Here is a 12,793-nt window from a genome sequence, read left to right as displayed (position 1 = left end):
AAGGCCGTCTGAAAGATTTCAGACGGCCTTATGATTTGCGTTGATGCAGCTTTTAGAAACCTTGCGCCAACATGGCATCGGCAACTTTGACGAAACCGGCAATGTTCGCACCATTGACGTAGTTCACTTTGTCGCCGACTTTGCCGTATTTCAGGCAGGATTCGTGGATGTTGTGCATGATGTCAAACAGGCGGCTGTCCACTTCTTCGCGTGTCCAAGACAGGCGGATGGCATTTTGACTCATTTCTAAACCTGAAGTCGCTACGCCGCCGGCGTTGGAGGCTTTGCCTGGAGCGTAGAGGATACCGGCTTTGATAAATTGTTCGACCGCGCCCAAAGTTGACGGCATGTTCGCACCTTCTGCAACCACATAGCAACCGTTTGCCAGCAGGATTTTGGCGGCATCTGCGTCCAATTCGTTTTGAGTGGCGCAAGGCAGGGCGACTTCGGCTGCGATGTTCCACGGTTTTTGGTTTTCAAAGTATTGCAGGCCTTGTTCTTTGGCGTAAGTGGCGACGCGTTCGCGGCGTACTTCTTTCAGCTCGATCAAAGCGGCCAGTTGCGCTTCGGTCATACCGCTGTCAGGGAAAAGGACAAAACCGTTGGAGTCGGAAACGGTCAATACTTTTGCACCCAGTTGGATGGCTTTTTCGGCTGCGTATTGCGCTACGTTGCCGGAGCCAGAAATCAACACGCGTTTGCCTTCGATGCTGTCGTTGCGGGTTTCCAACATGGCTTGGGCAAAATACACGCAACCGTAGCCGGTGGCTTCAGGGCGAATCAGGCTGCCGCCCCATTCGAGGCCTTTGCCGGTCAGGACGGAAGCAAATTCGTTGCGGATTTTTTTGTATTGGCCGAACAGATAGCCGATTTCGCGGCCGCCTACGCCGATGTCGCCGGCAGGAACGTCGGTATCGGCACCGATGTGGCGGTAGAGTTCGGTCATAAAGGCTTGGCAGAAACGCATTACTTCGGCATCTGATTTGCCTTTAGGATCAAAGTCGGAACCGCCTTTGCCGCCGCCCATAGGCAGGGTGGTCAGCGCATTTTTGAACACTTGTTCAAAGGCGAGGAATTTCAACACGCCCAAATCGACGGTAGGGTGGAAGCGCAAGCCGCCTTTGTAAGGGCCAATGGTGGAACTCATTTGAATGCGGTAGCCGCGGTTGACTTGGACTTGGCCTTTGTCATCCATCCAAGTGACGCGGAACATAATCACGCGCTCCGGTTCAACAATACGCTCAAGCAGGCTTTGTTGGGTGTATTTCGGGTTTTTCGCCAAAAACGGATCCAAACTCATGAACACTTCTTCAACAGCTTGATGGAAGGGTTCTTGGTTGGGGTTGCGTTGTTTGAGATTGGTAAACAGGGTGTTCAGGTCGGTCATTTTTCTACTCCTATTGAGTGATATATTTCAATATTTATGTTTTGAAATATAGCTGTAAAAATTTTACTTGCCAAGAAAAATTTTACCTAGATTGTTGACATTATTTTTTTACCAATTTGTAAAAATGGAATTATATTTTAAATTTAATTAAAAATATATAAAAATATTTCATTAAATAGATTTAAATAAAAATAAAGTGCTAAGTAATTAAACTAGAAAATGTTGAAAAATTTTTTGTAAAAATTTAATTCAGCTCAAAATTTGTGTAAATTAGCGCTAAATTGTCAACATTGTTAATGAGTGTATTACGCGAATATGGGGAAGATTGCCCCATTGAAGACAGAGAGGCGGGCCGTCTGAAAATTCGGTACAATACACACGAAATTCCCACAATACATACATTAAGGAAACACATGAAAGCCTATCACGACCTTATGCGCCATGTTCTCGACAATGGTATCGACAAATCCGACCGTACCGGCACCGGCACGCGTTCCGTGTTCGGTTACCAAATGCGTTTTGATTTGAGTGAAGGCTTTCCGCTGTTGACCACCAAAAAACTGCATCTGCGTTCGATTATTCATGAGCTGCTTTGGTTTCTCAAAGGCGATACCAACATCAAATACCTGAAAGACAACAACGTTTCCATTTGGGACGAATGGGCGGACGAAAACGGCGATTTAGGCCCGGTTTACGGCTACCAATGGCGCAGCTGGCCCGCACCCGACGGCCGCCATATCGACCAAATTGCCAATGTGGTGGAACAAATCAAGAAAAATCCCGACTCGCGCCGCCTGATTGTGTCCGCATGGAATCCCGCTTTGGTCGACGAAATGGCCTTGCCGCCTTGCCACGCGCTGTTTCAGTTTTACGTTGCCAACGGCAAACTGTCCTGCCAGCTTTACCAACGCAGCGCCGATATCTTCCTTGGGGTACCGTTCAACATCGCCAGCTACGCATTGTTGACCATGATGATGGCACAAGTGTGCGGACTGGAAGCCGGTGAGTTTATCCATACGTTTGGCGATGCCCATTTGTACAGCAACCATATCGAGCAGGCCCGACTGCAATTAAGCCGCGATTTCCGAAGCCTGCCGACCATGAAAATCAATCCTGAAGTTAAAGACTTGTTTGCCTTCAAATTTGAAGACTTCGAGCTGGAAGGCTATGAACCGCATCCGCACATCAAAGCCGCCGTGTCGGTGTAATCCAAGCTAAAAAACAAAAGGCCGTCTGAAAGTTCAGACGGCCTTTTGTTTAGGCAGGTTTATTGACGTTTCGCGCCATAGCCACCGATTAAATGTTCGGTTGCATCTTTGTTTTTCAAGCCGTAAGTGCCGCCAATTTCTGCAGCATTGGGACCGTAGAATTTGCCGTTCAGGTTGCCACTTAACTTGTCATCGGCCGTGCTGACTTTGCCGGAGAAGAGGTTGCCGTCTTTCCAGCTTGCCGTACCTTTGAAATCGTAGTTTTTATCTGCTTGGGATAAACGCTTACCATTTTCCAAAGTATGGAAGTGTGAGTTTGACGTTTCAAAACGGACACCTTTGAGGCCGAAATCAACGATAGCCATGACATTGGAAGTCAACTGACGATTGTTCTTGTCGTTAACCACATAGGCAGTGGAAATACCTTTGTAGGTGGCTGTACCTTTAGCAGGCAGGGTAGTGAAGACAGTTTCATCGCCCAGGCTTTGGTAGCCTTGGTATACATGTCCTTTAGGGTCGGTGTAATGCGCGAAGGTTTGATATGTCCAGCCGGCCGCAGAAGGATCATGCAACACAATTTCTGTGCCATCGCCAAAATTGATGACATAGACACCGTCGAATTGTTTGTCGAATACCAAGCCATCTTGGTCTGGACGGAAATAGGCTAGATTATTGCTAACATTCTCATTAATTTCTGCTAGTTTAGCTCGATTTTCAAGATTTTTAGCGTGTGAAGTCTTTAATTCTTCAATCTTTGCTTTGATCTCCGTTACTTTTTTATTGTTAACTGGACCTGCTTCTGGATTTTCTTCTTTTTCAAGCTTTTCTTCTTCAACCTTTAATTTTTTATAATCTTCAGCAATTTTGTCATCCAAAGTTGATTTGCCGTATGCAAATTCAGTATTTTTCTCTTTGCCCGTTTGTTCGCTGATATCTGTTTCAGTATTTCCTTTTGAATATACTTTGGCAATAACAGAAGCGTAGCTTGTCCATGTAGGTTGGGTTGCGCTGCCATTGCTGGTTTTGTTAAACAATACAACGCCGTCCATTTTGACTTCATCATTGCTGTTAAAGTCAATAGAACTGATCAGGCCATTTTGGTTGCGGTCTTGATTGTCCGTTTGGAACATTTTGCCTGCGGCATCTTTGCGGATTTGTACGTTGGGGTTGGATTGCTGTGCACCTTTGGAGGAGATGAAATGTGTGTGCAAAGGCTGGCTAACGTTGGCCGGATCGATTGGAGCTTCATCGGTCAGTTTGGCGAGGTTGTCGGCGCTGTTGGTGAGCGTAGTAGACGGCGCTTTCGGAGTGTTGGCATTGCTGTTGTTGGCAGGATTGCCATTGTTGCTAGCAGAGTTGCCGGTATTAGTGGTAGGAGTTGCGCCGGTGCTTAAAGCAGATGAACCGCCGCCTCCGCCACCACCGCATGCGGACAAGATGGCTGCGCTGATGGCTGTAAAAACGATGGTTTTAAGTTTGGTTTGGATGTTTGACATGAGATTCCCTGTATAGTTATTCGCTTGATGAAAAGGTCGGAGAGATCGTTTATCTGATTTTTAAACCTTTAATGCCCGATAATAACCATAAATCATAAAAAAATAAACAGTTTGTTTGCATTTCTGTACAAAAATTAATCAAATGGAAGGTGGTCGGGTAGATATTTTTTTAGTTAATTGTTTTATATGGATTTATTTTGAATATTTTAGTGAGTTCGATAGCTGGTCTGTTTCTTTTTAACAAACTTTTCAGACGGCCTTTTGAAGATAAAAAAGCAGTCGGACTTTATGGATGCTTTTCTCTCAACGGATCAGCGTATTTCCGTTAAAATACGCCTTCTTTTCCGATTCGAAACATTGCCATGCGCCTGACCCACATCAAACTCTCCGGCTTCAAATCTTTTACCGACCCGACCACGATTCATGTGCCGGGGCAGCTTGTTGCGGTTATCGGGCCGAACGGCTGCGGCAAGTCGAATGTGATTGACGCGGTGCGCTGGGTGTTGGGCGAGGCTTCGGCGAAGCAGCTTCGCGGCGAGAGTATGCAGGACGTGATTTTTAACGGTGCGGCGACGCGCCGTCCTGCGCCGAGGGCTTCGGTGGAGCTGGTGTTTGACAACAGCGACCACAGTTTGCAGGGGGCGTGGGGGCAGTATGCCGAGGTGAGCATCAAGCGGCAGCTGACGCGTCAGGGCGAATCAACTTATTTCATCAATAATCAGACCGTGCGCCGCCGCGACATTACCGATTTGTTTTTGGGTACGGGCGTGGGCGCGCGCGGTTATGCCGTTATCGAGCAGGGGATGATTTCACGCATCATCGAAGCGCGGCCGGAGGAGTTGCGCGCCTATATCGAAGAGGCGGCGGGCGTGTCCAAATATAAGGAACGCCGCAAGGAGACGGAAGGCCGTCTGAAAGATACGCGCGAGCATTTGCAGCGTTTGGGCGATTTGCAGAACGAGTTGGCGCGTCAGGTGGAAAAGCTGGAAAAACAGGCTGAAACTGCCGAACGCTACAAATCCCTGACCGCGCAGTTGAACCAACAACAGGATTTGCTCGATTACGCCCAATGGCAGCAATCGCTTGCCGCCGCCGATAAGGCAACTGCACAACATCAGTCTTTACAGGCGCAGCAGGATGAAACCGCCGCGCAAGTTCAGGCGTTAAACGACGAAGTACATGCCTTGCAGACCGCCGAACAATCGCAGCAACAGGCGGTACACGAATTGAGCAACAAACGCGGCGTGTTGCGCGAGCAGATTGCCCGTTTGGAAGAACAAATCCGCCACCAACAAAACCTGCACCAACGCATCGAACGCGACAAGCAGGCGGCGCAGGCGCAGTTGCAACGCATCCATCAAGAGCAGCAGCAAATCCGCGTGAAGCTGGAAGAAAACGAGTTGCAGGCCGAAGAAAAGCAAACCGAGCTGGCGGAGTGGGCGATGCAGGTTGCCGAACATGAAGAGCGTCTGCCCGAATTGGAAGAAGCCCAAGCCACGCTCAACGCCGCCTTCCAAACCCAGCAGGACGAGGTGAACCGCATCCGCCGCGAGTTAGCGTTGAAGCAGCAGCAGCTTGCCCATGCCGAACAAACCGTTGCCAAGCATGAAGAGCGCAAAGGCCGTCTGAAACAGGAAAACCAAGCCCTGAACCTGCCCGACGAAGCCGAAACCACCGCCGCGCAGGAAGCCGCCGCCTTGTTGCAAAGCCGGCAAGAGCATTACGAAGAACAAATCATTGCCGCCGAAGAAGCCCTACACGCCGCCCGCGAGGCGTTTCAGACGGCCTCAAACTGTTTCCAAAGCCTGAAGCAGCAACACATCACTTTGCAGGCACAGCAACAGGCGTTGTCGCAAATCCTGTCGCAACAGCAGGAAGCCGCCGACTTCTGGCAGGCAACCGACCACACCGCCGCGCCGCAACTGTGGCAACACATCACCGCGCCCGCCGAGTGGCAACACGCCTTGTCCGTCATCCTTGCCGAACGCCTGCATGCCCGCGCCGTGCCGCACGGTTTCGTTCCGCCCGCGCCGTTGCCGCAGGGGCAGGCGGCATGGCTTTCAGACGACCTCTCCGGCGGCATCAAAAAATCCCTGCCCGTACAGGCATTGCTGAACCAAATCCAAGCGCAGCCGCCGTTTCAGACGGCATTGCACCACTGGCTCGACGGCGTATTGTGCGCGCCTGATTTGAGCTACGCCCTCGCGCATCAAAACGATTTGGGCGCACACCAAATCTGGCTCACGCCCGAAGGCCATCAGGTCGATAAAGTCAGCGTCCTGCTCTATGCCAAACCCGCGCAGGAAAGCCTGATTGCCCAAAAAGCGCGTCTCGACGGCATCGCGTCCGAACTGGAAAACCTCGCCCCCGAACTTTCCGCCGCCGAAGCCGCGTTCAAACAGGCGGAGGCTGCCGTGCGTTCGTCCGAAGTGCAGCACAAAAACCTGATGCAGCAGCAACAGCAGCACACGCGCCAATACAGCCAAGCGCAGCAACGCGCCGCCGAACTTCTGGCGCGCACCAACCAAGGGCAAATCCGCCGCGAACACATCGAGCGCGAACTGGCGCAGTTGGCGGAAGAACAGACCGTGTTGCAACACACGTCCGACGGGCTTTCAGACGACATCGCTACTTTGCAGGAAGCCGCCGCCGAACTCGAACACCAGCAGCAAACCACCGCGCACAGCCGCCAAGAGCAGCAAGGCCGTCTGAAACAGGCGCAGCTTGCCCTGTTGGAAGCCAACCGCCAATACGGGCTGACTGAAGTTGCCGTCCACAAGCTCAACCAGCAAAAACAAAACTACCAGCAGCAAATCGCCCGGCTCGAACAGCAAACCCTAGACTGGCAGGAACGCCAGCAAGAGCTTGCCCTTGCCTATGAAACCGAGTTTCAAAACGACGAGCAGCACATCAAGCTCGACGAGTTGACCGAAGCCGTACACTCGCTGGACGAAGAATACATCGCCGCGCAGGAAAGACTCGCGCAGATTCAGGAGCAGGGCAGGGAGCAATACGCCCGCGTACAAACCCTGCAAACCAAGCTGCCGCAGCTTCAGGCCGCCACCCAAACCGCCCTGTTGCAGCAGCAGGAAGCCCTGATCAATGCTAAACGCTACCATCAAAACCTGACCGAACGCGCCGCCGATTTGGACGCGCTCGAAGCGTTGGCAAAAGAATCACCGAAAGTATTGAACAGCAGCATCGGCAGCCTCACCCAGCAAATCGAAGCCCTCGGCGCCGTCAACCTCGCCGCCCTGCAAGAACTCGAAGAAGCGCGCGAACGCGACGGCTACTACCGCAGCCAGAGCGAAGACGTACAGGCCGCTATCACTCTTTTGGAAGAAGCCATCGCCCAAATCGACGACAAAACCAAAGAGCGTTTCAAAGAAACCTTCGACGCCGTCAACGGCAAAGTCCAAACCTTCTTCCCGACCCTGTTCGGCGGCGGCGAAGCCACCCTCAAAATGATAGGCGACGACATCCTGACCGCCGGCGTGTCCATCATGGCGCGCCCGCCCGGCAAGAAAAACAGCACCATCCACCTCCTCTCCGGCGGCGAAAAAGCCCTCACCGCCATGAGCCTCGTGTTCGCCCTGTTCAGCCTTAACCCCGCCCCTTTCTGCCTTCTGGACGAAGTCGACGCCCCGCTGGACGACGCCAACACCTCGCGTTTCTGCAACCTGGTCAAAGAAATGTCGGCGCAAACCCAGTTCCTCTACATCTCCCACAACCGCTTGACCATGGAAATGGCAGAGCAGCTTGTCGGCGTAACCATGCAGGAAAAAGGCGTATCACGCGTCGTTGCCGTAGACATCAAGCAGGCGTTGGAAATGGCTGAACCGAATTGAGGTAAGAATAAAGGCCGTCTGAAAGAATGAGGAAGAAATCTATCATTTCATCTTCCCATTTTTTTAGACGGCCTTTTTGTATTGGATAAAGCGTTATTGTTTCGACGTATTATCTTTGGCGCGTTGAGGCTGCCCCGAACGTTGGTTGCTACGGTTGACGGCATCGCGCCATGCTTTGCGTTCGGCTTCGATTTTGGCGGCTACTTCGTGAACCATGGTTTCTTGTTTTTTGACGGCCGGCTCTTTGGGTGTGTTGTCGGAAAAGTGGAGGCCGTACCACAAGGCGGCGAAAATGCTGCAGACGAAGATCACGGCGATCAAGCCGACGATGGCCTGTTTGCCGGCTAGGGGTTTTTCGGGGGGAGGGACGAGAACGTCAAAGCAGTCGGCGCAATCGAGGGCGAAGCAGACGTTTTCGGCTTCTTTGCGGCCGCGCCGGCCTTCTGTGATGTTGAAGGAGATGTGTTGCCCTTCGGCCGGTAGGCGGGTAAGGGTGGTGAAGGCAGCAAGGGCAAGAAAGATTTCTTGGCCTGTGTCTTCTATGGTAGCGGCGCCGAAGCCGCGCTTGCTGTTCCAGCGAGTAATCGTTCCGTAATAGCGCATAATGTATGTGGGGATATTATTATAGGTAACAGTTTTTCTTTTGACTGATTTTAAATCAAAAAGTTTAGTTATTGTCTTAATTTTACACTAGATTTGGCTTGTTGGAAGAAGGCGGGCCGTCTGAAGGATTTCAGACGGCCTGCATGGTTTATGCCTATTTATTAAGCACTTTTTGGAAGGTGTCGATCAGGTGTTGCGCAATGGCACGGCTGCCGAATTGTTGCAGGCAATCTTGGCGCAAGCGGACGGGATCGTAGTGTGCATGGTTTTCGTATAGGGTGAGCAATGCTTTGGTCAGTTCCGGTATGTTTTCGATTGGCACCAGCAGGCCGTTGTCGGATGTGACGATGGATTCGGGGCCGCCGCAGCGTGTGGCGATGACGGGCAAACCTTGCGACAGTGCTTCGATATAGACGACACCGAAGGTCTCGGTACGGCTGGCGAGGACGAATGCGTTGCTGTGGCGCATAAGGTCTAGGGTTTGGTCGGTGGTCAATGCGCCGGTAAAGGTAACGGCGTGGTTGATGCCCAAGTCGCTTGCCAGTTGTTTCAGACGGCCTTCTTCTGCGCCGCCGCCGCCGATTTTGAGTTTAAGTTGCGGATAGGTTTTGAGTGCTTCGGCAAAGGCAGGCAGGAGCAGGTCGTGGCCTTTGAGGTGGCGCAGGTGGGAGACGCTGCAGAAGGTGAAGTCTTGATGGTTTTTTTCGGGGAACTCGAAATCCTGTTCAAAATTGCCGCCCAGCATATTGGGCAGGTATTGCCAGTCTGTACCGGCGTAGGTTTTTTCGAGAATGCGGCAGAAATCACGGCTGACGGCGAACCGTGCCGCGCTGTGGCACACGGCTTCATGCATGGACGGCCATTGGTTTTTGCGGACAAGGCCGCGTGAAATGGCGCTGCTGTGTTCGGTAATCACATAGGGAATGCCGTATTTTTTGAAGATGGCGCAGGCCAAAATGGCGGCGTAGTTGACGCAATGGGCGTGAATTACGTCGGGTTTGCCGTTGTCGGCGATATAGGCTTCAAAAGCTTTCATGCCTGCGTTGACCCAGCGGATGCGGTCGATGTCGACAACCGGGCAGCGCGGGAAGAAATACATGCTGTCGTAGGCGTAAGTGTTGAGTCCGCCTTGCTGATGGCGGCGCAGGCCGTAGAAGCGCGAGAAGATGGTTTTCGGCTGGCTTCTCAAATAGCGAAACATGGGTACGACCATGCCGATTTTCATGCCTTCGCGTTGCAGGGCTTGGGCTTGAAGGCGGAAAAAGATTCCGTCCACGTCGGTTTCGGAAGAGGGGTACCAAGAGGGGATGACGACAATATGCATGATGTGTTTTTTATAGAAGTAGATAACGGCGAGGCCGTCTGAAAAGAAAAGATATCTTTCAGACGGCCTTTTGTATATTTAGTTCAATCAGTTGCCGGCAACCGTCATTTTGGAAACCAAGACGGAGCCGATTTGGTTGGACGAACGGCGTAATGCGTCGTCTGCCACGCCAATGATGTCGCGGTACATATCCTGTAAACGTCCGGCAATGGTGATTTCCTGAACCGGATAGGCAATGACGCCGTTTTCCACCCAAAATCCGGCCGCGCCGCGCGAGTAGTCGCCGGTAATGGTGTTGACACCTTGCCCCATCAATTCGGTAACCAGCAAACCTGTTCCCATTTCTTTCAATAGGTCGGCCTGCGTGGCATGGGTGTGGTTCAGATACAGATTGTGCGCGCCACCTGCGTTGCCCGTTGTCTGCATACCGAGTTTTTTCGCGCTGTAACTGCTGAGGAAATAGCCTTCGACTATGCCGTCTTTCACCACAAAACGCGGCTGCGTGGCCACGCCTTCAGCATCGAAATAAGTGCTGCGGAACGAGCGCAGGATATGCGGCTCTTCACGAAGGCTGAGAAACTCGGGCAGCACCTGTTTGCCGATGCTGTCAATCAGGAAGCTGCTTTGGCGGTAGAGCGCGCCGCCGCTGAGTGCGCCGATAAGGTGGCCGATTAAGCCGACGGCGACAGTGGTGTCGAACAGTACGGGATAGCTGCCGGTCGGAACGCTGCGGCTGTTCAGACGGCGTAAAGTCCGTTCGGCCGCGGTTTTGCCGATGAGTTCGGGTGTGTCCATGTCTTCGTGACGGCAGGAAGAATCGTACCAATAGTCGCGCTGCATGCCGTGTTCGTCGCTGGCGACCACGCTGCAAGAAATGCTGTGGTGCGTGCTTTGCTGGTGTGCGGCAAAGCCGTGGGTGTTGCCGTAAACGTATTGGTAATGGCCGGTATGAACCGATGCGCCTTCGGAGTTTTCAATGCGTTTGTCCGTTGACAGCGCGGCCTGTTCGCATTGCTTGGCCAAATCAATGGCGGATTCGGTACTCAAATCCCATTCGTGGTAGCGGTCGAGGTCGCCGATATGGGTTGCCATCAAGGCAGCATCGGCAAGGCCGGCGCAATCGTCTTCGGCGGTATAGCGCGCAATATCGATGGCGGCTTTGACCGTATCTTGCAGGGCGCGTTCGGAGAAGTCGGCAGTGCTGGCGCGGCCTTTGCGTTGGCCGACATAGACCGTAATGTCTAAAGATTTGTCTTGTTGGAACTCGATTTGTTCGATTTCGCCCAGGCGCACGCTGACGCTTTGGCCGAGCGACTCGCTGAAATCGGCTTCGGCCGAGGTGGCGCCGGATTGTTTGGCCAAATCCAGCGTGTGTCCGCACAAGCGCAACAGCTCGTCCGGTGTGTGGTTAAACAGCATAAAAAGGTTTCCTGACAGGGTTTTGCGGCATTTTAACCGTTTCAGACGGCCTCTGCAAAAATCGAACGGAAAGGCCGTCTGAAAACTGATAAAATAGGCAGATTCAGAAAATCAGGTAAACACAATGTTTGAACAAGAAGACGAATGGGTCAGCAAAACCCAAATGAAAAAGCAAATGAATGATTTGCAGGCTTTGGGTATGGAATTGACCAAGCTCTCCAATGATACGCTGAAAAAAATCGGCTTGGACGAAGAGCTATTCGAGGCCATCGCCACCTATAAAAAAATCACGTCCAACAGCGCGCTCAAACGCCAAGCCCAATTTATCGGCCGTCTGATGCGCGATACCGACCCCGCACCCATCGAAGCCTATTTGGCCAAACTGCGCGGCGACAATGCAGCACACAATGCCTTTTTGCAACGCGTCGAGCAGGCGCGTACCCGACTGTTGGCAGACGATGGCGCGATTCCCCAATTTATGGCCAATTTTCCGCAAGCCGATGCCGGTAAATTGCGCACCTTGATCCGCAACACCAAAAAAGAGCAGGAGCAAAACAAACCGCCGAAAAACTTCCGCGCGCTGTTCCAAGAAATTAAAGCAGTGATGGAGGCCGGTCAATCCGATGCTTCAGAAGAAGGGCAGGATTGGGAGGAATAAACCTTAAGGCCGTCTGAAAACGGATTGCGGTTTTCAGACGGCCTGTATCGTAATACCGAAGGAGGATGACCATGAAATTTCGCCGCTTTGTACCCGCTTTGTTAATCAGTGTACTAACCCTGAATGGTTGTACTGCTTTTCTTTGGGGAGGGAACAACCCGTTCCATAAAACCACAACCGAAAAAACCGTTGCCAAAGACAAGATTCACGCATTTGGCGTGGTTGCCAAAGACAATACGCAATTGGAAACAGGCAGCTTGGTCATGATGGGCAAAAAATATTGGTTTGTCGTTAATCCTAAAGATTCGGCCAAGTTGAAGGCGGTCTTGGATGTTAAATTGGACAAACAGTTTCAAATGGTTCAGCAAAACCCAAGATATGCGTATGAGGCTTTGCCGGTCGAATTGAAATCCCCTGAAGCGCAAACTTTCCGTTCAAAATTCTGCCTGCGTTACGATACTCAAAAAGCCGCCGAGATTGCCAAGTTGAAACAGCTGGCGTTTAAGCCGGTCGAGCTCGATGACAAAACTGTCTACACGCGGTGTATTTCTACCGAAGGTCATTATTACGCAACGCCGAAAAATGTTGCCGAAGACCGCCGTTTTGATACTGCCGTCCCGGTCAGAATTTATTATACGGAAACCAAAAAAAGCACAGACGTTCAGAAGTTGACGGAGAATATCCTGCAAACACCATTTACATTGGCTTTGGACGCAGTCGGCGCAGTGATAGCAGTCCCCTATGTCGTAGTCAGTGAAATTATCGATGCTTCACGCAAATAATATCCAAGGCCGTCTGAAAACGGATTGCAGGTTTCAGACGGCCTCCTCCTTAAAATAAACGCTTAAAA

General features: G+C 51.7%; 9 protein-coding genes. 4 read left to right on the top strand and 5 right to left on the bottom strand.

Going from position 1 to position 12,793, the window contains the following annotated elements:
• Positions 1-52: 52 nt before the first annotated feature.
• Positions 53-1,387, bottom strand: coding sequence for an NADP-specific glutamate dehydrogenase (gdhA, locus tag HMPREF3047_RS07715; protein WP_070713095.1), 1,335 nt, complete (start codon positions 1,385-1,387; stop codon positions 53-55).
• Between the two features lie 413 nt (positions 1,388-1,800).
• Here gdhA and HMPREF3047_RS07710 point away from each other — a divergent pair, with 413 nt between their 5' ends.
• Complete coding sequence (locus HMPREF3047_RS07710; RefSeq protein WP_070713092.1) at positions 1,801-2,595, top strand: thymidylate synthase; 795 nt, start codon at positions 1,801-1,803, stop codon at positions 2,593-2,595.
• Positions 2,596-2,654: 59 nt separating this feature from the next.
• Here HMPREF3047_RS07710 and HMPREF3047_RS07705 read toward each other — a convergent pair whose 3' ends face one another.
• Complete coding sequence (locus HMPREF3047_RS07705) at positions 2,655-4,091, bottom strand: transferrin-binding protein-like solute binding protein (protein WP_070713088.1); 1,437 nt, start codon at positions 4,089-4,091, stop codon at positions 2,655-2,657.
• Between the two features lie 362 nt (positions 4,092-4,453).
• On the opposite strand from HMPREF3047_RS07705, the gene smc reads away from it, so the two are divergent.
• Positions 4,454-7,939 carry a chromosome segregation protein SMC gene (gene smc, locus HMPREF3047_RS07700; protein ID WP_070713083.1) on the top strand — a complete coding sequence of 1,162 codons (3,486 nt, stop codon included), beginning with the start codon at positions 4,454-4,456 and terminating at the stop codon, positions 7,937-7,939.
• A 93-nt stretch (positions 7,940-8,032) separates the two neighbouring features.
• Here the strand turns inward: smc and HMPREF3047_RS07695 are convergent, their stop codons facing one another.
• From HMPREF3047_RS07695 to pmbA, 3 genes are all read right to left on the bottom strand, one after another.
• On the bottom strand, positions 8,033-8,542 hold the full coding sequence (locus tag HMPREF3047_RS07695) for a cold-shock protein (RefSeq protein ID WP_036491771.1): 510 nt from the start codon (positions 8,540-8,542) through the stop codon (positions 8,033-8,035).
• A 154-nt stretch (positions 8,543-8,696) separates the two neighbouring features.
• On the bottom strand, positions 8,697-9,866 hold the full coding sequence (locus tag HMPREF3047_RS07690; protein ID WP_070713080.1) for a glycosyltransferase: 1,170 nt from the start codon (positions 9,864-9,866) through the stop codon (positions 8,697-8,699).
• Between the two features lie 87 nt (positions 9,867-9,953).
• Positions 9,954-11,285, bottom strand: a complete 1,332-nt coding sequence (gene pmbA, locus HMPREF3047_RS07685) for a metalloprotease PmbA (protein ID WP_070713077.1) — start codon at positions 11,283-11,285, stop codon at positions 9,954-9,956.
• 124 nt (positions 11,286-11,409) lie between these two features.
• Between pmbA and yjgA the strand changes: the two genes are divergently transcribed.
• A complete protein-coding gene (yjgA, locus tag HMPREF3047_RS07680; RefSeq protein ID WP_070713074.1) occupies positions 11,410-11,943 on the top strand; it encodes a ribosome biogenesis factor YjgA in 534 nt (177 codons plus the stop codon).
• Between the two features lie 71 nt (positions 11,944-12,014).
• A complete protein-coding gene (locus HMPREF3047_RS07675; protein WP_070713068.1) occupies positions 12,015-12,725 on the top strand; it encodes a hypothetical protein in 711 nt (236 codons plus the stop codon).
• Positions 12,726-12,793: the final 68 nt, after the last annotated feature.

The sequence above is a fragment of the Neisseria sp. HMSC075C10 genome, from assembly GCF_001815615.1.
GTDB lineage: Bacteria > Pseudomonadota > Gammaproteobacteria > Burkholderiales > Neisseriaceae > Neisseria > Neisseria subflava_A.
Note: the sequence above shows the minus strand (reverse complement) of the source record. Positions and strands in the feature narration are given on the sequence as shown.